General features: G+C 69.2%; 18 protein-coding genes. 8 read left to right on the plus strand and 10 right to left on the minus strand.

What is annotated here, in order from left to right; translation table 11 throughout:
• Positions 1-11: 11 nt before the first annotated feature.
• Positions 12-197, plus strand: a complete 186-nt coding sequence (locus tag NDI86_RS00935) for a hypothetical protein (RefSeq protein WP_310898510.1) — start codon at positions 12-14, stop codon at positions 195-197.
• A gap of 13 nt (positions 198-210) precedes the next feature.
• Here the strand turns inward: NDI86_RS00935 and NDI86_RS00940 are convergent, their stop codons facing one another.
• On the minus strand, positions 211-846 hold the full coding sequence (locus NDI86_RS00940) for a DsbA family oxidoreductase (protein ID WP_310898511.1): 636 nt from the start codon (positions 844-846) through the stop codon (positions 211-213).
• A gap of 75 nt (positions 847-921) precedes the next feature.
• Complete coding sequence (locus tag NDI86_RS00945) at positions 922-1713, minus strand: hypothetical protein (protein ID WP_310898512.1); 792 nt, start codon at positions 1711-1713, stop codon at positions 922-924.
• A gap of 85 nt (positions 1714-1798) precedes the next feature.
• Here NDI86_RS00945 and NDI86_RS00950 point away from each other — a divergent pair, with 85 nt between their 5' ends.
• Positions 1799-2254, plus strand: a complete 456-nt coding sequence (locus NDI86_RS00950; RefSeq protein ID WP_310898513.1) for a DUF892 family protein — start codon at positions 1799-1801, stop codon at positions 2252-2254.
• Between the two features lie 220 nt (positions 2255-2474).
• Complete coding sequence (locus NDI86_RS00955; RefSeq protein ID WP_310898514.1) at positions 2475-4394, plus strand: ABC transporter ATP-binding protein; 1920 nt, start codon at positions 2475-2477, stop codon at positions 4392-4394.
• Here the strand turns inward: NDI86_RS00955 and thiD are convergent.
• Positions 4391-5731, minus strand: a complete 1341-nt coding sequence (gene thiD, locus NDI86_RS00960; protein WP_310898515.1) for a bifunctional hydroxymethylpyrimidine kinase/phosphomethylpyrimidine kinase — start codon at positions 5729-5731, stop codon at positions 4391-4393. The genes NDI86_RS00955 and thiD overlap by 4 nt on opposite strands.
• Positions 5732-5939: 208 nt before the next feature.
• Here thiD and NDI86_RS00965 point away from each other — a divergent pair, with 208 nt between their 5' ends.
• On the plus strand, positions 5940-6104 hold the full coding sequence (locus NDI86_RS00965; protein ID WP_310898516.1) for a DUF7331 family protein: 165 nt from the start codon (positions 5940-5942) through the stop codon (positions 6102-6104).
• A gap of 75 nt (positions 6105-6179) precedes the next feature.
• Here NDI86_RS00965 and NDI86_RS00970 read toward each other — a convergent pair whose 3' ends face one another.
• Positions 6180-7199: an AIR synthase family protein gene (locus tag NDI86_RS00970; protein ID WP_310898517.1), complete on the minus strand. Its 1020-nt coding sequence runs from the start codon at positions 7197-7199 to the stop codon at positions 6180-6182.
• A 94-nt stretch (positions 7200-7293) separates the two neighbouring features.
• Here NDI86_RS00970 and NDI86_RS00975 point away from each other — a divergent pair, with 94 nt between their 5' ends.
• The gene (locus NDI86_RS00975; RefSeq protein WP_310898518.1) at positions 7294-7743 is read left to right on the plus strand and encodes a DUF6789 family protein; all 450 of its coding nucleotides are present in this window, start codon (positions 7294-7296) and stop codon (positions 7741-7743) included.
• 211 nt (positions 7744-7954) lie between these two features.
• On the opposite strand, the gene NDI86_RS00980 is transcribed toward NDI86_RS00975, so the two are convergent.
• Positions 7955-10009 carry a hypothetical protein gene (locus tag NDI86_RS00980; RefSeq protein WP_310898519.1) on the minus strand — a complete coding sequence of 685 codons (2055 nt, stop codon included), beginning with the start codon at positions 10007-10009 and terminating at the stop codon, positions 7955-7957.
• A 73-nt stretch (positions 10010-10082) separates the two neighbouring features.
• Positions 10083-10511 (minus strand): arsenate-mycothiol transferase ArsC, encoded by a 429-nt coding sequence (locus NDI86_RS00985; RefSeq protein WP_310898520.1) that lies wholly within the window; start codon positions 10509-10511, stop codon positions 10083-10085.
• Positions 10512-10693: 182 nt separating this feature from the next.
• On the opposite strand from NDI86_RS00985, the gene mutS reads away from it, so the two are divergent.
• The 3 genes from mutS (at position 10694) to kdgK1 (ending at position 15462) form a co-directional block, all read left to right on the plus strand.
• Positions 10694-13381, plus strand: coding sequence for a DNA mismatch repair protein MutS (gene mutS / locus NDI86_RS00990; RefSeq protein ID WP_310898521.1), 2688 nt, complete (start codon positions 10694-10696; stop codon positions 13379-13381).
• Positions 13382-13870: 489 nt separating this feature from the next.
• Positions 13871-14509, plus strand: coding sequence for a bifunctional 4-hydroxy-2-oxoglutarate aldolase/2-dehydro-3-deoxy-phosphogluconate aldolase (locus NDI86_RS00995; RefSeq protein ID WP_310898522.1), 639 nt, complete (start codon positions 13871-13873; stop codon positions 14507-14509).
• The gene (kdgK1, locus tag NDI86_RS01000; protein ID WP_310898523.1) at positions 14506-15462 is read left to right on the plus strand and encodes a bifunctional 2-dehydro-3-deoxygluconokinase/2-dehydro-3-deoxygalactonokinase; all 957 of its coding nucleotides are present in this window, start codon (positions 14506-14508) and stop codon (positions 15460-15462) included. The genes NDI86_RS00995 and kdgK1 overlap by 4 nt, the downstream gene beginning before the upstream one ends.
• An 18-nt stretch (positions 15463-15480) precedes the next feature.
• Here kdgK1 and NDI86_RS01005 read toward each other — a convergent pair whose 3' ends face one another.
• The 4 genes from NDI86_RS01005 to NDI86_RS01020 form a co-directional block, all read right to left on the minus strand.
• Positions 15481-16278 carry an SDR family NAD(P)-dependent oxidoreductase gene (locus NDI86_RS01005; protein WP_310898524.1) on the minus strand — a complete coding sequence of 266 codons (798 nt, stop codon included), beginning with the start codon at positions 16276-16278 and terminating at the stop codon, positions 15481-15483.
• Positions 16271-17329, minus strand: coding sequence for a cellulase family glycosylhydrolase (locus NDI86_RS01010; RefSeq protein WP_310898525.1), 1059 nt, complete (start codon positions 17327-17329; stop codon positions 16271-16273). Before NDI86_RS01010 ends, NDI86_RS01005 begins: the two co-directional genes overlap by 8 nt.
• 62 nt (positions 17330-17391) lie before the next feature.
• On the minus strand, positions 17392-18546 hold the full coding sequence (dgoD, locus tag NDI86_RS01015) for a galactonate dehydratase (RefSeq protein WP_310898526.1): 1155 nt from the start codon (positions 18544-18546) through the stop codon (positions 17392-17394).
• Between the two features lie 19 nt (positions 18547-18565).
• Positions 18566-21343, minus strand: coding sequence for a glycoside hydrolase family 2 protein (locus tag NDI86_RS01020; protein ID WP_310898527.1), 2778 nt, complete (start codon positions 21341-21343; stop codon positions 18566-18568).
• Positions 21344-21461: the final 118 nt, after the last annotated feature.

A 21461-nucleotide genomic window follows, 5' to 3' on the forward strand; every position in this document is an offset into this window, starting at 1 on the left:
TGATTACCGTAATGAGTTTTCCCGAAGGGCCAGTCGAGGCGGAGCAGTCCCACGACGAGACAGACGCGGTCGACCCGGCCCCGACGGACGGCATCGTCGCGACCCTGACGGACACGCTCCGGCGCCACGCCGACACGTGGGCGCGCCGGTACGTGGAGATGCGAGTCGACGCGCGAACCGGCCGTCGCGGCCAGTAACGACTCCCGGTTTTCAGACGCCCTCGACCAGTCGTGCCAGTTGCTCGGGCCCCACAGCGCCGCGAGCGGCGTGGCCGTCGTAGGCGAACGTCGGCACCCCGGTAACCCCCCGTTGCTGGGCCCGGCGGAACTGCTCGTGGACCGCCGCGTGGCGCGCCTCGTCGGCGAGCAGTTCGTGGACGCGGTCGGCGTCGATACCGACCGACTCGGCGACGTCGGCCAGCACGTCGGCGTCCCCGATGTCGCGCCCGTCCTGCCAGAGCGCGTCGAGGACGGCCTCGTCGAAGGCCAGCCACGTCTCGTACTCCTCGCGCTCTTCGAGCGCGTAGGAGACGACCTGCGCGGGCAGGGAGTCGACGTCAGTCGCGATGTCGAGGTCCATCTCGACATCGTACTTCTCCTGAAGCCGACGGACCCCCTGTTTGGCCTCCTCGAAGTACTCCTCGTCTTTCCCCGTGTCGACGCTGTGGTCGATACTGCCGTCGTCGCGGCGCTGCCCGCTCCGGAGGTCGAAGGGGTGCCAGTCGATTTCGAGGGGTGTCTCGCGGGTCGCCTGGTACTGCTCCAGGGACGCCCGGCCGAGATAGCAGAACGGACAGACGTAGTCCGAGTAGACCGTTAGCCGCTCGCTCGTCGCTTGCTCGCTCATATATCCCTGTACCCTGTCGACGGGCAAGAACGGGCGTCGGTCGTGTGCGAGTCGCGCACGACCGCCACGCGCCGGTCACGCGGCGTCGCGGAGGTGGCCGGCGACGGCCGACAGGTGGGCCAGTCCGACGACGGCGACCACGTCGCCGGGCAGCCCCGCCAGTCGGTCGGCCATGTAGCGCTCGCGGGCGGCCCGGCGGACGGCGGCCGCGGGCGGCGGAGCGAACGCCCGCAGCATCGACCGGGCGGTGGCGACCCGTCGGCGTTCCTCGGCGGCCTGCGTCTCCGGGTCGTCCGCCCGCCCGGTGTCGTAGGTGGTGGGCGGGTCGACGGCGACCTGGACCGCCGTCAGCGCCGCGACGGCGGCCGTGAGCCGCCGGGTGAGCGCCCGCGACGTGACCGACCGGAGCCCCGCGCCCGTCCGCCGGACAGTGGCCGGGGTGGCCCGCTCGGCGCACAGTTCGGCGACGAGATAGCGCAGGAAGCCCACCGAGGGACCGTCGATACCGACGACGCGGTCCGTGTCGGCGGCCTGGACGGCGGCGCTCATCTCCCCGCCCAGCGCCGGCGGCGAGCGCTCGTCGGCGGCGTGGTAGGTGGCCAGTGGTACCGCAAGCGGCGGCAGTTCGAGCGCGAGGACGTCCGGCGCGACCGCCTCGGCCACCGTTCGCGCGCGGTAGACGCTCGCCGGGTGGTCGTGGAGGACGCCGACGAGGACGACCCCGCCGACGCGCTCGACGGTCGACTCGTCGAGTCGGGGGTCGGCCGCCGCCTGCTCGGGCCACGGGTCGGAGGTGATACCGGAGCCAGGGTGATGGCTCGCATTACCCTTTCGGATAGTGGTGCCTACCTGACATTCCTGGTCCACCGTCGGCGGTCAGCCCAGGGTACGACCGCCTTACCGAACTGTCGATACCCGTGCATGTTTACGTGTGAGCGAACAAACAGGTCGTATGGCGAGTGACCGCGTCATCGAACTGCTGCGGAAGGCGTACAGCGACGAGATAGAGACCGTGATGAACTACCAGACGAACGCCATCGTCTTAGACGGCGTCCGCGCCGAGGAGATAAAGGAGAGCCTCCAGACGGACATCCAGGAGGAACTGGGCCACGCGGAGATGCTGGGCCAGCGCCTGAAGCAACTCGACGCCCAGCCGCCCGGGTCGGGGGAGTTCGTCGCCCGCCAGGACACGCTCCAGCCCCCGGAGGACTCGACGGACGTCATCGGCGTCATCGAGGGTGTCCTCGACGCGGAGGAGGACGCCATCGCGACGTACCGGGACCTGGTCAACGCCGCCGAGGAGAACGACGACCCCGTCACCGAGGACATCGCCGTGACCATCCTCGCCGACGAGGAGGCACACCGGACGGAGTTCCGCGGGTTCCGAAAGGAGTACCGCAGCGACTGAGCCGGCGAGTGCGCCCGCCGAGTGACTCGATAGCAACCACCACCACGCCGCGCTCTCGGCACCGGCACCGTCTTTCGTTCTGACCCCTTACCAGCCGCATGCAACGGATTACCGCGACCCGGCGGCGTCCGGTCGGCCCGAGCCCGACCCGCGCCGGGGGTGCGCGACGACGTGAGGGGACGCCGAGGTGTCGACCGGACGGGGCGCCCGGTGGCGCCCGATGACCGACGCGGAACCGAGGGGGCTCACGCCGAGTGAGGGCGGGTCGATGTGGCGGCTGTACGCCGCCTACGGCCGAGAGAACGCCGGTCACGCCGTCCTCGGCACCGCGATGGCACTGGTCGCCCGCGCCAGTGGGCTCGTTCCCGCGCTGTTGCTGGGGCTGGCTATCGACGCCGTCCTGCTCGGGACGCGGCCGTTCTCCCTCCCGCTCGTGCCCGACGCGTGGGTGCCCGCGGCGGCCGCCGGCCAACTGTGGCTCACCGTCGGCATCCTGGTCGGCGCGACGCTGCTTGGCGCCGTCGCCTCGTATCTCGGGAGCTACGGCTGGAACCGCTTCGCCCAGACCATCCAGCACGATTTGCGGACCGACGCCTACGACCACCTGCAGGCTCAGGATAGGGCCTTCTTCGACGCGTCGCGGACCGGCGAACTGCTCTCCGTGCTGAACAACGACGTGAACCAGCTGGAGTCGTTTCTGACCGACGGCGTCAACTCCGGCCTGCGCATCGTCGCGCTGGTAGTCGGCGTCGGGCTCGTAATGTTCGCCCTGAACCCCTGGCTCGCGCTGGTCTCGCTGACCGCGGTGCCCGTCCTCGTCGTCTTCACCGGCCTGTTCGTCCGGGCGATTCAGCCCAAGTACGCCGCGATGCGGGCGAGCGTCGGCGACCTGAACGCCCGCCTGGAGAACAACGTCGGCGGCATCGAGGTCATCAAGACCGAGGGCGCCGAGGCCTACGAGACCGACCGGGTGCGGGAGGCCTCGCGGGCCTACTACGACACCAACTGGGACGCCATCCGCACGCGCATCGCCTTCTTCCCCGGGCTCTCGCTGGTCTCCGGGCTGAGCTTCGCGCTCACGTTCGCCGTCGGCGCGTTCTGGGTGTTGAACGGTCCGCCGACGCCCTTCTCCGGGGCCGTCTCCGCGGGCGCCTTCGTCACGTTCATGCTCTACACCCAGCAGTTCGTCTGGCCGCTGGCACAGTTCGGCCAGATAGTGAACAACTACCAGCGCGCCCGCGCCTCGACGGACCGCGTCTACGCCGTCTTGGAGGCCGAGCCGTCGGTCGCCGAGGCGAACGACCCCGTCTCGCTCCTGTCGGTCGCGGGCCGCGTCGAGTACGACGACGTGACGTTCAGTTACGACCCCGACGGCGACGACACGCCGGTGCTCCGGGGCGTCTCCTTCGACGCAGCGCCGGGCGACACCGTCGGTATCGTCGGCCCGACCGGCAGCGGCAAGTCCACGCTCGTGAAACTGCTCGTCCGGCTCTACGACCCCGATGGCGGCGCCGTGCGCGTCGACGGCCACGACGTGCGCGAGGTTTCGCTCGCGGACCTCCGCGACGCCGTCGGCTACGTCGCCCAGGAGCCCTTTCTCTTCTACGGCACCGTCCGCGAGAACATCGCCTACGGCACCTTCGACGCCGACGACGACGCTATCGAGGCCGCCGCCCGCCGCGCGGCCGCCCACGAGTTCATCACAAACCTGCCCGACGGCTACGACACGATGGTCGGCGAGCGCGGCGTCAAACTCTCGGGCGGCCAGCGCCAGCGCGTCGCGCTCGCCCGGACCTTCCTCAAGGAGCCGGACGTGCTGGTGCTCGACGAGGCGACCAGCCACGTCGACACCGAGACCGAGGCCATCATCCAGCGCAGCCTCCGCGAGATGGCCAGCGACCGGACGACCGTCGCCATCGCCCACCGCCTCTCCACCGTCAGGGACGCCGACACCATCCTCGTCCTCGAAGGGGGCCGCGTCGTCGAACGGGGCACGCACGAGGACCTCCTGGCCGAGGACGGCCTCTACGCGAACCTCTGGCGGGTCCAGGCCGGCGACTTCGAGGCGCTCCCGGAGAGCTTCTTCGACGCGGCTATCGCCCGACGGGCGGCCATCGAGGGCGGCGGCGAGTCAGATTAACTGACCGCGTCAAGCACTGCTTCGACCCGTTCGACGGCCGTGGCCGCGCCGTCGGCGAGCACGACGACAGCGCCCTCAACGCCGACCGCACCGGGGTCGACGATTGCGACCGGCGCGTCGTCACCCTCGGCGACTGCGCGCTCGACCAGGGCCTCGGGCGTGGCGTCCGCCTCGCGCTCGCCGTCGGCCACCGACGTGACGGGGCCGTCGAGCGATTCGAGTGCGGCCTCGACGTCGTCGGGGAGCCGGCACGTGACCGCAAAGCGGCGCGAGGGCTCGTGTTCCCGCACCGCCAGCAGGAACCGGGCCAGGTCGGGTTCGGCGCCGAAGCGCACGCCGTGGGCGGGCCGCGGGCCGGCCATCGTCAGCGTGATGCGCCCGTCGACCGCGGCGACCTCGTCGGGCCGTTCCGCGTAGGGGGTCGCGCCCGCGACGGCCATTCCCGACTCGGGCACCAGCGCGGCCAGGTTGGTCTCGGTCAGGGCCGCGACGACGCTCTCGACGGCCTCGCTCGTCGCCTCGCGGGCCGCGGTGTCGCGGAGTTCGACCGTGTGATGCACCGCGCCCGGCCCCTCGCCCACGTCGAGGTTGTACCGCACCGCGCGGGCGAGCAGGTCGATGCCGCTCGCGACCGCCCCGGCGAGGGCGTCGCCGTGGGCCAGGCGGGTCGCGATTGCGGCCGAGAGCGTACAGCCCGAACCGTGGGTGGCGCCGGTGTCGACCCGGTCGTGGCGATACGTCGTCACCGTCTCGTCGGTGACGAGCACGTCGACCACGTCGTCGCCGGCGACGTGGCCGCCCTTGACGAGGGCGGCGTCGGCGCCCATCTCGACGATGTCCCGACCCGCCGCGGCCGCGTCGTCGGGATCGTCGATGTCCCGGCCGGTGAGCACTTCGGCCTCGTCGGCGTTGGGCGTGACCAGCGCCGCCTCGGCGATGAGGTCCTCGTAGGCGTCCTCGGCTTCCGGAGCGAGCAGGCGGTCGCCGGAGGTGGCGACCATCACCGGGTCGACGACGAGGTTCGGCAGGCCCTCGGCCCGCTCTGCGACCAGGTCGACGACGTCGCGGGCGGCGAGCATCCCGGTCTTGACCGCGGCGACGTCGAAGTCCTCGCACACGGCGCGTATCTGGGCCGCGATGTCGTCGGTCGGCAGGCGGTGGCTCCCCTGTACCCCCGTGGTGTTCTGTGCGGTGACGCTCGTGACGGCGCTGGTGCCGAAGCCACCGCCCGCCTCGATGGTCTTTATGTCGGCCTGGATGCCGGCTCCGCCGCCCGAGTCGCTCCCCGCGATGGTGAGCACGACCGGCGGCCGCACCGGCGACTCCCGTCGTTGCATAGCCGAGGAATCGGTCGGCGGCCCCAAAGGGGTGCCGACTGCCCGACGCTCTCGGTAACGGAGACGTACTCCACAACAATCGCGCATCGTAGCTCGTGACAACCGGCCACGAACCGGCAATATGCGCACCGTCCTTATATGCTAATAATACTTCATACGAGGGTCGGGAAACGCTTTTACGGTAGAGCCACCCAACCACACCTGCACAATGGCATCGGCCCCCAGTAACACCAGTAACGCAGACGAGCGGTACGGCGCTTTCACGACGGGCGACGGGGACGTCGTCGTCTACGACACGGACAACCCCGACGCGTGGCTCCAGTCCGACTACGCCGTCGAGGTAGGTCCGGCCTCAAAGCGGACAAGCGCCTAGTTCTTCCTCCGAACAGTTCAGGTCGCGCCCGCGTGCCCGTTCGACCACGAACAGTGCCGGTCGCGCCCGCGGGTCTCACTCCAGCTTGGCGAGGTACTCCTCGAAGGTTCCCCAGAAGGGGTCCACACCGGGGTGGTCAGTCGGCTCGCCGTCGACCACCAGTCCCGAGCCCTCGACGACCTCGCCGGCGTCGGCCGCCGGAATCCCCTCCGCTTCGAGCGCGGCGAGCACGTCGTCGACGCCGCCTGGCTCGACCGCCGCCAGCAGGGTCCCCTCGCTGATGGATATCCACGGGTCGATGCTGAAGAACTCACAGGCCTCGCGGACGCCGGGCTGGACCGGGACGCGGTCGGTCTCCAGTTCGACGCCGACGCCAGCGGCGCGGGCCATCTCGTAGAGCCCGCCGTAGATACCGCACTCGGTGGCGTCGTGCATCGCGGTGACCGGCCCCGCGGCGGCCGCCGTCAGGGCGTCCCTGACGGGGCTCATGTCGTAGAACCGGTCGGTCGCGTCGCCGACTGTCGCCGCGTCGAGTTCGTCGGCCATGAGCGACTCGAACTGGATGGAAAGCAGTCCCGTCGCCTCGATAGCCGGCCCCTTCGTGACGACGATACGGTCGCCGACACTGGCGCCGTCGGGCCGTACGAGGTCGGCAAAGTCGCCCACGGAGACGGCCGTCGCGCCGCCGACCATCGGGTAGTTACAGCCGGCGTACCGGCCGGTATGGCCCGTGACGACCGACACGCCCAGGTCGCGGGCCTCTTCGTCGAACGTCTCCCAGACGGTCCGGAACTCCTCGTTCGTTATCTCGGGCGGGAGGTTGAAGTCGATGGACAGATGCGTCGGCGCGAGTCCGGACACCGCCACGTCGCTCATGAGGATGTGGAACGCGAACCAGGCGGCCCGCTCGAAGCCCAGCGACGGCATCACGAAGACGGGGTCGCTGGCCATCGCCACGGCCCGCTCGCCCACGTCCAGTACGCCAAAGTCGACGCCGTGTTGTGGGCCGAGGGTCACGTCCTCGCGGTCGGCGCCCAGGTTCGGGTAGATGTACTCGTCGAAGAAGTCGCGGTCGACCTTGCCGAGTTCAGACATACCCGGTGGTATTCGGGGGTGATACAAAGCCGTGACTGTCTGCCTTCTCAGTCCGGCCATAGATTTTTCCGCGCTATCGACGAAATGTCGGACGATGAACAGACCGTTCAGCGCTATCGTCGGCGGCTTCGTCGGGACGGCGGCGATGTCGGTCGTCCTGACGATTCTGGAGGTCGAGGTCCGGTACGGGCTCGGCGTCTTCGACGCCATCGCTCGGTTCGTCCGCGTCCCGGGCGACCCGGTGCTCGGCTTTGCCATCTACGTCTTCGTCGGCACGTTCGGCTGGCCGCTGCTCTTTTGCAGTCTCGAACGGTACGTCCCCCTCACGCTCGACCCCGCAGTCGCCGGGACGCTGCTTGGCACCGTCCTCTGGCTCGGCTTCGCCATCATCGGCCGGGGCGCCCTCGATGGGGTCGTTCTGCTGGTCTATCTCGCGACCACGCTCGTGGCGCATCTGGTCTACGGGTTCTCGATGGGCGCCGTCTACGCGGAACTCGCCGCCCGCCCGTCGCCGTCCGACGACGCCGTCGGCGACCTCCAGTGACCGACACTGCCCGCCCGGACGTTCATTCAGGCTAACAATTTTTCCGTGGCTACCCACTAGCGGGCCCGGAGGTCACGAATGCCCACACACGACTTCCCCGAGGAGGACGACGACCGCGAGCGCGCCCCCGCGCGGGAGCGTATCATCGACCGGATAATCAACGGCCGACTCGCGCGGTGACGCCCCACGGCCGTCCCGTTTTTTTTCAACCTCACTGCCGGCGTGCCAGCAGCGCCGCCAGGACCGCCAGCACGGCCGTCGTCGCGGTAAAGCCCGGTCCGCTGGCGCCGCTCGGCCCCGCCGTCCCGTCGGTGGTCGCGGTCTCGGTCGGCGCGACGACGGTGACTGCGACCGGGGTCGCCGAACCGGCGCCCAGCCGCACCGTCCCGGCCGTCGGCAACTCGATATCGACCGATAGCTCGGTGTGTCTCCCCGGTGCCAGCGTCACCACCCGCCGTGTGACCGTCTCGCCGTCCCGCGTGAACACGACGCTGCCGTTGGCGGGGACGGCCGCGTCGTTGCGCACCGCCGCCGTGACGACCACCGTCTCGCCCGCCCGGACCCGTTCGCTGTCCACGCCGACCTCGCCGACGGTCGGCTGTGCGGGCGCCTCGACGACGACCGTGACCGTCTCCTCGCCCACGCCCAGCGTGTACTCGCCGGCCCGCTCGAAGGTGTGTGACAGCGGGACCGTCCGCTCGCTCTCCGCCTCGACGGTGCCGGCCGCCGACGTGACCGCGCGCCCGTCGACGGTCAGCGTGGCGTTGTAGGCGCCCGCCTCGCCGCCGCGGTTGCTGACGACCGTCTCGACCGTCAGCGACTCGCCGGTCGCCAGCCGCACCGGCGTCGCCGAGACGGTGTCGTTCCGATACGGTCCGCCCGCCCGGTAGCCGTCGGTCCCGGTCGGGAGCGCGTAGCTAATCCGAGCCGGGACCGCCCCGAACAGCCGCGTCTGGGTCCGCTGGTCCCACATCGAGAGGGCCTCGCTGGTCTCCGTCACCGCGACGGCCGTCGCCCTGGGTTCGGCCCCGCCGGTCGCCTCGACGGCGGCGAGGAACTCGGCCTGTGTCACGCGCGTCTCCCGCTCGTTCAACTCCCGCAGCACCCCTTCGAGCGTCCCGGACTGGTCCGTCGCCCGTCGGATGACCACGTCGAGTCGGCCCGCCGCCAGCGCGCCCTTCACGTAGTTGGCGTTTCCCGTCCACGTCGACGGGGCGGCGAGCACGACGTCGTCGTACGTCGACCGCTCGCCGCGGGCGAGTTCGCGCCGGAACGCCTCGAAGTCGATGCGCTCCTGTTCGAGCGTCAGCTGGGCGGCGTAGTACTGTGCGGTCGCCTCGGTGAGCCACCGCGTCTCGGCCGTCGTCTCGAAGGCCTGTCGCGTGTGGACGTACTCGTGGACCCAGACGTTGGCCGGCTCGTCGAGCCGCTCGAAGTCCCGGACCCAGACGTCCGAATCGCCGGTGGCCAGTCCACGGACGGCCCACTCGACCCCGTCGGTCGGGGCCGCGAAGACGACCACGCGCTCGTCGCGGTCACCGATTCGCAGGGACCCCGAGGCGTTGGTCAGCGAGTCGAGGACGGCGTCGGGCGACTCCGACAGCTCCGCCGCTTCGGGGACTACCAGCCGGAACCGCTGGCCGTTCGCCCGCCGTTCCATCGTCGACACGTCGCCGAGATACACCACGCGTTCGCCGGTCGCGCCCGGCCCGACCGTCCGCGCGCGGCGAGTGAACCCCGGCTCGGACCCGGAGTAGCTGAACCGGCTGGTCGTCCGGAACCCCCTGAACAGCGCCCACTCGCCCGCGTCGGCGAACAGATACCGGCCCGACGCCGCCTCCGGTCCCGTCCGGGTGGTCGTCTCGTTCGGGTCGAACGTCAGCGTGATACTCGGCGTCGCCGTCGACTCGTCCCACTCGTAGGTCGTCGCGTTGACGCGGGCGAACCCGTCCGTGTCGGTGACGGTGCCGTCGTCGGCGAGATACGTCTCCAGCGACCGTACCCGGTCGGGCATCTCGTACGTTATCGTCACCCGCACCGACCCCGGCCGGTCCGGCGTCAGCGCGTAGCGGTTCGTCCGGACGATGGCGTCGTCCGTCTGTGTCGCGGCGGCCGACAGGGACCCGGCGGTCGACGGGCCGACCGATTCGACGGCCGCTGGCCCGGACGTGGCGTCGGCCCCTCCGGCGACACCGCTCCCGGCCAGCGACGCGACGAGAAGTAGTGTGAACGCTCCGGCGACCCAGCCGCGGTCCAACCTATCCATTGCAGGCCGCTTATCCACCGGGCGGTATATACCTGACCGCCGAAAGGCCGCCACCGGACCGCCGCCTTCGGGCTCAGGGGGTCTCCAGGCGCGCCTCGATGTCGTCGAACACGTCGGCGATGCGCTCGCGGATGTCGTCGCGAATCGCCCGGACCGCGTCGAGGTCCTGCCCGTCCGGGTCCTCCAGCGCCCAGTCCCGGACTTCCACGTCGGCGTCGAGGTCGAGCGTCGAACAGCCCATCGTCACCACGAGGTCACAGGCTTCGAGTTCCGCGGTGCTCACCTCCCGCGGGGTGCGCTCGGCGAGGTCGATATCTAACTCGCGCATGATTTCGACGACCTCCTCGTGGACGTTGTCGGCCGGGTGGGTCCCGCCGGTGACGACGTCGACGTGGGCCTCGAGGCCGCGCTCTCCGACCTCGCGCTCGGCGAAGGCGGTCGACATCTGGGAGCGGCCGGCGTTTTGCACACAGACGAAAGCGACGCGGAACTGGGCTGTCATTGATGGCTCTGGTCGACGTGGAGTGAGCACGTAATTGGCGGTTTCGGTACGTTCGCGTCTCTATACCGCTATGTAGCGATATGTTGTCTGCGTGTCGACCCGCGTTCGCCCTGCCGACTCGGCCCGACCAGTTCCGCCCCGCACCCGCAATCCTTACGCCGGGGACGGCCACACGGACGGGTATGACAGAGGCGACGGGTATCGTCGGGGAGTTCCTCGCGCTCAAGGAGGAGACCGACGCCGACATTCTCGCGATGCAGTGTGGCGACTTCTACGAGTTCTTCGCGGACGACGCCGAACTGGTGGCCGCGGAACTGGACCTGAAGGTGAGCCAGAAGTCCTCCCACGGCTCGAAGTACCCGATGGCCGGTGTTCCGGTCGACGACCTGACCCCCTACGTCTCCGCGCTGGTCGAGCGGGGCTACCGGGTCGCCGTGGCAGACCAGCACGAGACCGCGGACGGTCACGCCCGGGAGATAACCAGAGTCGTGACGCCGGGGACGCATCTGGCGACGGGCGACGCCAGCGCCCAGCACCTCGCCGCCGTCGTCCGCCACGACGGCGGGCGCGGCGCTGACGGCGACACCTACGGGCTCGCCGTCGCCGACGTGACGACGGGTCGGTTCCAAGTCACGCAACTGGACGACGCCGACGCCGCAGCGGTCCTGACAGAACTGTACACCTTCTCGCCCGCCGAGGTGTTGCCGGGGCCCGAACTCAGGAACGACGACGAGTTCCTGGCGGCACTCGACGACCGCTCCGACGCCGCGGTGTCGCTGCACGCGGCGGAGTCGTTCGCGCCGGGGCGGGCCCGTCATCGGGTCCGCGAGCAGTTCGGCCCCGAGACGCTGTCGAGTGTGGGCATCGCGGACGACGACGCCGCTATCGCCGCCGCAGGCGCGGTGCTCTCGTACGTCGAGTCGACCGGCGTCGGGACGCTGGCGGCGGTGACGCGACTGCGGGCCTACGGCGCCCGCGAGCACGTCTCGCTGGACGCGACCACGCAGCGCAACCTCGAACTCACCGAGACGATGCAGGGCGACAGTTCGGGGTCGCTCTTTGCCACGGTCGACCACACCGTCACCGCCGCGGGCGGCCGACTGCTGAAACGCTGGCTCCAGCGCCCCCGACGCGACCGGGGTGAACTCGTCCGCCGGCAGACCGCCGTGGCGGCGCTGACTCGCGAGGCGATGGCCCGCGAGGCGATTCGGGAGACGCTCGCCGACGGCTACGACCTCGAACGGCTCGCGGCCCGCGCGACCTCGGGCAGCGCCGACGCCCGGGACCTCCGGGCGGTCCGGGAGACGCTCGTCCTGCTCGACGCGGTGGCCGACGCCGTTTCCGAGACCGAGCGGCTGGCCGACTCGCCGCTCTCGGACGTGCTGGCGACCGTCGACCGCGACGCGGCCGCCGGCCTCGCCGCGGAACTGGACGACGCGCTCGTCGAGGAGCCACCGGGGACCGTCACCCAGGGCGGGCTCTTTCGCCGCGGGTACGACGACGCTCTCGACGACCTCATCGACGAGCACGAGGGCGCCCTGGAGTGGCTGGAGACGCTGCCAGACCGCGAGAAGCAACAGACGGGTATCACCCACCTCTCCGTGGACCGCAACAAGACGGACGGCTACTACATCCAGGTCGGGAAATCGGAGACCGAGAAGGTCCCCGAGGCCTACGAGGAGATAAAGACCCTCAAGAACTCCAGACGCTACACCATCCCGGAACTCGACGAGAAAGAGCGGGCCGTGCTCCGACTGGAGGAACGGCGCCACGACATGGAGTACGAACTGTTCGAGCAGTTGCGCGAGCGGGTGGCCGACCACGCGACGCTGCTCCAGGACGTGGGGCGGGCGCTCGCGGAGGTGGACACGCTGGCGTCGCTCGCCCGCCACGCCGTCGAGAACGACTGGACCCGCCCCGAACTCACCGACGGCGACGAACTCGCCATCGAGGCCGGCCGGCACCCGGTCGTCGAGCAGGCCACCGACTTCGTCCCCAACGACCTGTTCATGGACCGCGACCGGCGCTTTCTCATCGTCACCGGCCCGAACATGAGCGGCAAGTCCACCTACATGCGACAGGCCGCCCTGATTACGCTGCTGGCCCAGACCGGGAGTTTCGTCCCCGCGCGGGCGGCGACGGTGGGCCTCGTGGACGGTATCTACACGCGCGTCGGGGCGCTCGACGAACTCGCGCAGGGCCGCTCGACGTTCATGGTCGAGATGCAGGAGCTATCCAACATCCTCCACTCGGCGACCGACGAGTCGCTCGTCATCCTCGACGAGGTGGGCCGCGGGACGGCGACGTTCGACGGCATCTCCATCGCGTGGGCGGCCACGGAGTACATCGCCAACGAGGTGGGGGCCTTCACCCTCTTTGCGACTCACTACCACGAACTGACGGCGCTGGGAGACTCCCTGCCGACCGTCGAGAACGTCCACGTCGCTGCTGACGAGAGTGACGGCGACGTGACCTTCCTGCGCACGGTCAGAGACGGCCCGACGAACCGCTCGTACGGCGTTCACGTGGCCGACCTGGCCGGCGTGCCCGACCCCGTCGTCTCGCGGTCCCGGGCGGTGCTGGACCGACTGCGCGACGACAAGGCCATCGAGGTCCAGGGCGGGTCCGGTGGCGGGACCACGCAGGCCGTCTTCGACCTCTCGTCGGGCGAGTTCGCGACCGGCGGCGAGCGCGTCGAGACGGACGGGAGCCCGGGAGCGGCCGGCGACGCGGCGGACGCCGGCGAGGCGCTGGACGCGGAGGCGGCGGCGGTCCTCGACGAGCTACGGGACCTCGATGTCAACGAGACGCCGCCCGTCGAACTGATGGCGAAAGTCCAAAGCTGGCAGGACGAACTGGACGAGGCGTGACGGCTCCGTAGTCGCGGTACTCCTTTGTGGACTCCCCGGGACCCCCACGCGGTAGCGAATCCGGCGCCGGTCGCTCGTCGATACACTGTCCGAGTGTGTCTCCACTCTGGAGTCTGGCCGTTCATCCACCCCGTAGCGCCTGCCATCGCGTGGACTCGATAGGTGTGGTTGACTCGTTTATAGTGCTAAAAAGCGGAGCTTAGACACTATTCGGTTCCAAGAATAAGAATACGGCTCGAAAAGTCCCTATCTACTGTACCAATATCGACAATTCGAACTTATAAATGTGGCATATGTGCTTATAGAACGGAATTTGGCCCGAATCGAACCCGAACTACGGGGCGCGATTCCGATTATCACTCCGTCGACGATTCGGATACACCGGACGAACGGCTCGGACGGGCGTGTGTCTCACGGACTCGACGCCGCTGCAGACGATATCCACTATCATCAACGTTATATATTTTCGCTCGGAGCATCACACGAAGCATGAGCAAAGCCGAGGTCCACCAGCGTGTCGTCGATTCCGGGGTTATCGCGATTCTTCGAGGTATCCCGTCGGAGTCCGCGACGGATGTCGTCCGCGCCATCGCGGCGGGGGGTATCGACACGATAGAGATCACCGTCGATACGCCCGGGGCAGTCGAGATGATTCGCCGGGTCTCCGACGAGGTCGACGACGTCGTCGTCGGCGCAGGCACGGTCCTCGACGCCGAAACCGCTCGGGCCGTCCAGTTGGCCGGCGCGGAGTTCATCGTCACGCCGACGGTCGACACCGGCGTCATCGAGATGGCCAACCGGTACGGGACGCCCGTCGCGACCGGCGTGATGACGCCGACGGAGGCACAGACCGCGACGGAGGCGGGCGCGGACTTCTGTAAGCTGTTCCCCGCCTCGACCGTCGGTCCCGGGCACGTCGGCGCCATCAACGGCCCACTCTCACAGGTCCCGCTCGTTCCGACCGGCGGCGTCACGCTGGACAACGCGGCGGCCTTCTTCGAGGCGGGCGCCGTCGCCCTCGGCGTCGGGAGCGCCATCGTCGACGCCGACGCCATCGACGCCGGCGAGTTCGACGCCCTGACAGAGACCGCGAGCGAGTTCGCCAGACTGGCCGAGGCGCACCGATGACGGCCGACCTCGTGACCTTCGGCGAGACGATGCTCCGCCTGAATCCGCCGGCGGGGACGCGACTTGAGACGGCGACGACGCTCGAATTTCGCACGGCGGGCGCCGAGAGCAACGTCGCCATCGCGGCCGCGCGCCTGGGCGCGTCGTCGGTGTGGCTCTCGAAGCTCCCCGACTCGCCGCTCGGTCGCCGGGTGACAAACGAGGTCAGAGAACACGGCGTCGAGCCGCGAATCGCGTGGGACGACGACGCGCGACAGGGCGCGTACTACATCGAGCGGGGGGCGGACCCGCGGCCGACGACGGTCATCTACGACCGCGCCGACGCGGCGATTACCACTGCCCGCCCGGCCGAACTCGACCGCGACGCGATTCGTGACGCCGCCGTCTTCTACACGAGCGGCATCACCCCCGCGCTCTCCCCGACGCTCGCCGAGACGACGGCCGACCTCCTGGCGACGGCGCGGGCGGCGGGCACGACGACGGCGTTCGACCTCAACTACCGCTCGAAGCTGTGGTCGCCGAGCGAGGCGCGACGGGCCTACGAGTCGCTGTTCGCGGACGTCGACGTCCTCGTCGCGGCCGAGCGCGACGTACACCAGGTGCTCGACCGGGAGGGCACGGCCGAGGACCTCGCCCGCGGACTGGCGGCCGACTTCGACTTCGAGACGGTCATCGTCACTCGCGGGGACGAGGGCGCGCTCGGGCTGGCCGACGGGGCGGTGGTCGACCAGCCAGCCTTCGAGACCGACACCGTCGACGCCATCGGCACCGGCGACGCGTTCGTCGGCGGCTACCTCGCCCGGCGCATCGCCGGCGACGGCGTCGACGACGCGCTCTCGTACGCGGCGGCGACCGCCGCGCTCAAGCGGACGATGGAGGGCGACCTCGCGGTCGTCACGCCGGCGGAAGTCGAGCGAATTCTCGAACGCGACGGGCGAGATATCGCCCGATAGCTGCGATACAGGGGCCGCTTAGCGGCTGTCGCTGTACTCCAGAAAGCTGTGGTCTTGCATGACGGCGGAGCGGCCGCCGTCGACCAGCAGGCTCGCCCCGGTGATGAACGACGCCTCGTCGCTCGTCAGGAACGACACCGTCGCGGCGACGTCGTCGGGCGTCCCGATGCGACCGAGCGGGTGCATCGATTCGACCCGCTCGCGGTCGTCCGCACTGAGTTCCTCCCTGGTGCGCTCGATTTCTATCCAGCCGGGGTTGATGGTGTTCACGCGAATCCCCAGCGGGCCGAGTTCGAGCGCGAGCGCGCGGGTCATCCCGTTGATGCCGGCCTTCACCGCGTTGTACGGGAACAGGCCGGGCATCGTCAGGAACGCGTGGTTCGAGGACATGTTGACGATGGTCCCGCCCTCCGGCATCACTTCGACGGCGTGTTTGGCACACAGCCAGAACGAGCGGAAGTCGGTCTCGACGACGAACTCCCAGTCCTCGATGGTCGCTTCGGTCGCCGTCGTCTCGGTCTGGACCCCGGCGTTGTTGACGAGCACGTCGACGCGACCGTAACGCTCGGCGGCCTCCTCGATGAGCGCCGCTATCGCCGCCGGGTCGCGCATGTCGGCCTCGATGAACACCGCCTCGCCGCCGTCGTCGCGGATAGATTCGACGACCGCCTCGCCCTCCGCTTCCGACCGGCCGTTGACGACGACGGCTGCGCCCTCTGCCGCGAGTCGCTTCGCGACGCCCGCGCCGATACCTCTGGTCGACCCGGTCACGATGGCGACGTCGTCGGCGTGTCGCCCCGCGTCGGACTCACTCATCGCCCGTCTCTGGCAGCCGGCTCAGGTCCCCGCGGCCGGTGTGCTCTACCAGCAGTTCGACCTCCTCTCGGCGGTACGGCGTCCCGTCCCCGTGGAGCAGGTCGTGGAACCAGGTGTCGGTGTCCTCGTCCTCTATCGCCTCGGCGATAGAGGTCTGGGCGGTGCTCCACGGGAGGTTCGTCTGAATCTTCCCGTTGACGAAGCCCCACGTGTAACAGCCGATACCGCGCTCTTTGTAGTACGGCAGGTGCGTCCGGACGTGGTTGTCCCGCGTCCGGGCCAGCCACTCCGTACAGAGGACCGGCCGGTCGTACGAGTCGATGTCCTCCAGCCGTTCCTCCGTGAACTCGAGTTCGCTGTAGTCGTGAAAGGAGATGACGTCGGCGTGTTCGCTGCCTATCCGATTCTGTTCGGTCCGGTTCGGGTCCCAGTTGACGCCCGCGGTGACCGGCTGTGTCGGGTCCGCTTCCCGGACCCAGTCGAACGACTCGCGGAGCAACGGCAGCGTCTGCTGGCCCATCTCGCTGTTGCCGGGCTCGTTGTAGACGTCCCAGATGACGACCCGGTCGTCCTCGCGGAACTCGCCGACGATGTCGCGGACGTAGTCGGCCAGCTGTGGCCACGTCGACTTGTCGACGGCTCGCTCGTGACCGGGACTGGGCGTCCACTGGCTGTTGTGGGTGTTCGGAATCGGGTCTTTCTGGGGCCCGAGATAGGGCTCGTCCCCGGAGAAGGCGACGTCGTCGAAGAAGACGAACATCGTCGTCAGCCCGTGTCGGTCGGCGATAGCGAGGAACTCGTCCATCCGTTCTTTGAGTCCCTCGGGGTCGTCCTCCCAGACGACGTACTGCAGGAACACCCGGAGGGTGTTCATCCCGACCGCGCTCGCCCACGCGAGTTCGCGGTCGATGGTTTCGGGGTCGAACGACGCTTCGAGCCACATCTCGGTCGGGTTGACCGCCGTACTCGGGAGGTAGTTACACCCCACGAGCCAGTCCTGCTTGTCGTACCAGTTCCACGCTTCGTCGGCGCTCCATTGTTCGGTTGTCATGTGTCCTGTGTCGGTTGTTTCGTCGGTGTCGGTTGGTCGTAAACGGTACTATGAGATGCCGGTCACCACTCGGCGACGCTGCCGTCGTCGTGTCGCCAGACGGGATTGTGCCAGTCGACCGCCTGCTCGGCGCGCTCGCGGACGTAGTCGGCGTCGATTTCGACGCCGAGGCCCGGCCCGTCGGGCAGTTCGACGAACCCCTCGTCGTAGTCGAACACGGAGGGGTCGACGAGGTAGTCCAGCACGTCGTTGCCCTCGTTGTAGTGGATGTCGAGGCTCTGCTCCTGGATGAGCGCGTTCGGGGCGACGGCGTCGACCTGCAGGCACGACGCCAGCGCGATGGGGCCCAGCGGGCAGTGTGGTGCCATCGCCACGTCGTAGGCTTCGGCCATCGCCGCTATCTTCTTCACCTCGGTGATGCCGCCGGCGTGTGAGAGGTCCGGCTGGATGACGTCGACCGCGCCGTTCTCGAATATCTGTTTGAAGTCCCACCGCGAGTACATCCGCTCGCCGGTCGCGATGGGCGTCGAGGTCCGGGCCGCTATCTCCGGGAGCGCGTCGTTGTGCCCCGGCAACACCGGCTCCTCGATGAAGAACGGCTCGTGGGGTTCCAGCGCGCTCGCGAGGCGCTTTGCCATCGGCTTGCTGACGCGGCCGTGGAAGTCGACCCCGATGTCGACGGCGGGACCGACCCGCTCGCGGACTTCGCCGAGCCGTTCGACCGCCTCGGCGACGGCCTCCGGGGTGTCGACCCGGCGCAACTCCGCCGTCGCGTTCATCTTGAGCGCGGTGAACCCGGCGTCGACTTTCGCCGCCGCCGCCTCGCCGACGTCGGCGGGCCGGTCGCCGCCGACCCACTGGTAGATGCGAACCCGGTCCCGAACCGGGCCGCCCAGGAGCTCGTAGACGGGGGCGCCGAACTGCTTGCCCTTGATGTCCCACAGCGCCTGGTCGATGCCGGCGATGGCCGACATCAACACGGGGCCGCCGCGGTAGAAGCCGCCGCGGTACATCGCCTGCCAGTGGTCCTCGATTCGGGTCGGGTCCTCGCCGAGCAGGTACGTCTCGATGAGCTCTTCGACCGCGCCCCGGACCGTGTGGGCTCGCCCCTCGACGACCGGTTCGCCCCAGCCGACGACGCCGTCGCTGGTCTCCAGCCGGAGGAACAGCCACCGCGGCGGCACTTCGAACAGCTCGTAGTTGGTAATCGTCGTCATGTTGTCTCTCTCGGCGTAGTCATGTCTCCGACCGGTCGGCGATGAGCCGTTCGAGGAGCACCGTCCCTACGGGGTGTTCGCCGTGTGCTTGCCCGAGCGGGAAGGTCGTCACGCACACCTGCCCGTCGCCGACCGAGCGGGTGACCAGCGGGCTCCCCCAGTTGGCGATCCAGCCCTGGACGTACTCGACGTGGACGTCGTCGCGCTCGGCGTCGAGGTCCTCGACCAGCGCGTTCGGATAGATGTCTTCGAAGGCCCAGTCGAGCCGCTTGCTCCCGGTCAGGTCCGCGATGAGGGGGCTGTCGTGCGTGTACAGCGCCGAACAGAGGTTCCAGTCTTCGCCTCTCGGGAGCTCCCGATACTCGAAGAGGTCGTCCGCGGGCGTCACCTCGTGGAGTCGCGGCATCAACAGGACCGTGCCGCCCGCTTCGGCGTAGCCGCGAATCCCCTCGTCTAACGTGGAGGCGACCGCGAGGTCGGCCTCGTCGGTCAGTTCGCGGGTCACGTCGTGGCGGGACCCGATGAGGCGGTCGGCGACGTAGTTCTCCTGGACGAACACCGTCACGTCGTGGTTCGGCGTCCGCGCCGGTTCGACGACCGTCACCGTCTCCTCGTTGCTCGCCGTCGCCGGGTCGCCCTCGCCCGCCGGGTCGCTCGTGAACGCCACCTCGAGCGTGTAGGTGCCGGTCTCCCCGGCCCGGGGCGTCAGCGCCTCGACCGTCCGCGGTCGCGACCGCGCGTGGGCGTCGACCGCGACCTCGAAGCTGCCCTCGTCGACCGTCTCGCCGCTCTCGTCGGCGGTGAGCGACCAGTCGACGGTCCCGCGGTGGACGTCGCGGCCGTCGTTGACGACGGTCACCGAGGCGGCGACCTCGTGGCCGCCCCAGACGACGTGACTGTCTGGGTCGGCGGTGACGAGCAACTCGCTATTTATGTTGGCGAACTCGTCGTGGAACGCCTTCTCCTCGCGGCGGTAGTCGAGGATGCCGTTGAACTCCCACTCGATGTCGCTGAACTCGGTGATGACGTACCCCGAGATGCCGCCGTGGACGCGCATCTGTTCGACGACGTCCTTGTTGGAGTACTGCTCTCGCCACTGCCAGACCTCGGCGAGTTCCGAGAGGCCGTCGAACGTCTCCGAGAGGTGCGTCTCCTCGAAGCGTTTCTCGAACCCGGCGGGCGACCGCAGGTTCGACTCGAAGTTGGCCTGTCGTTCGCTCACCGAGCCGTCGGACCCGGTCAGGAACGGGTGGTTGTACCAGTCCGGTTCGCCGCCGTAGAACGCTTCGAGCGCCTCGGTGTCCGACAGCCCCCACATCCCGAACTCCGAGACGATGACGGGGGCCGACTCGGGGTCGGTGTGGGTCGCGGCGTAGTTGTCCTCGGGGGTCGACTCCATCGCGTCGAGGTCCTCGCCCCACCCGGCCGAGCGGTCCGGACTGGCGAAGTAGCGGTGGTAGTCGTTGATGTCGGTCGCGACGTGGGCCCACCCGGAGTTGTCACAGACGAGCCGCGTCGGGTCCCAGCGTTTCGCCGTCTCGTAGAACTCGGCCAGATACGCCTGTTTCTCCTCGTCCTCCCAGATGAACGGCTCGTCCTCGGCGTGACCGATGCCCCACTCCTCGTTGTAGAGGCTCCAGACGACGACGCTCGGCCGGTTGAAGTCGCGGTCGACGAGCCCGCGGAACTGCTCGCGGACCTCCCGCTTGGACCGCTCCGTGTATCGCGCGGGGTTTGCGGGCTCCTCCCAGACGAGGATGCCCAGTCGGTCCGCGAGTTCGAGGAACTCCGGGTGGGCCGGCTTGATGTGTTTCCGGAGCATGTTGAACCCGAGTTCCTTGGCCGTCCGAATCTCGTGTTCGAAGAGGTCCGAGTCGAAGGGCCGGTACAGCGTCTCCGGGTAGTACCCCTGGTCGAGCGCGCCGCGGACGTACAGCGGCTCACCGTTGAGGTAGAGCCGTCCGTCCTCGGTGCTAATCTCGCGCATCCCGAAGTAGTCCGTGTAGCTGTCGACGGTGGCACCGTCGGCCGAGAGCGCCACGTCGACGTCGTAGAGCGCGGGTCGGTCGGGCGTCCAGTAGGTCGCGTCCGGAATCGATATCGAGACCGTGGTCGCGCCCTCGGAGTCGACCTGACAGGTCGTCTCGGCCACGACGTCGTCCTCCTCGCGTACCTGTACGGTCGCGGAGAGGTCCGTCGCTCCAGTCCCGCTGGTCGTGAACTCCACGTGGACCGCGTCGTCGTCGAGGTCCGGGGTCAGTTTCAGCTCCGAAACGTGGAGTACGGGCCTGGTTTCGAGGGTGACGTCCTGCCAGATGCCGCTGACGCGCGTGTACCACGGCTCGCCCTGCTTCCCGTGGGGTATCTCGCTGATGTCCTCGGGGTCGGCGACGCGAACGGTGACGACGTTCTCTCCGGGTTCGAGCGCCTCGGTCACGTCGACCTCGAACGGGAGGTAGCCGCCGCGGTGGTCGCCACACTCGACGCCGTTGACGTAGACCGTCGCGTGGTAGTCGACCGCGCCGAACCCGAGGACGAACTGCTTTCCGTCGGGGACCGACTCGAGTTCGACGCTCCGCCGGTACCACGCGACACCGGTGTAATCGGCCAGGTCGTCTATCTCCTGCCACGCTGAGGGGACCGCAATCGAGTAGCCCTCGCCGTCGGGCCACGCCTCGCGGGCGCCCCACTCCTCGTCGGTCCCGACGTCGCCGCTGTCGGGCCGCAACTGCCACTGTCCGTTCAACGAGCGACTCGACCGTCCCGCGACGCTCTGGACTGCGTTGTCGAGTTTCATCTGTACGCCTCCGAAGAGACCGCCGCGGGTGGGGGCTGTCTCCCCGACGTCTTCGCAGCGATAGTGCCTACCGGTCTGTGACGCATTGTCATTGGTTGGGTCTGATTCATTTCCTTCA

It is taken from the genome of Haloarcula onubensis (assembly GCF_031624605.1).
Lineage (GTDB): Archaea > Halobacteriota > Halobacteria > Halobacteriales > Haloarculaceae > Haloarcula > Haloarcula onubensis.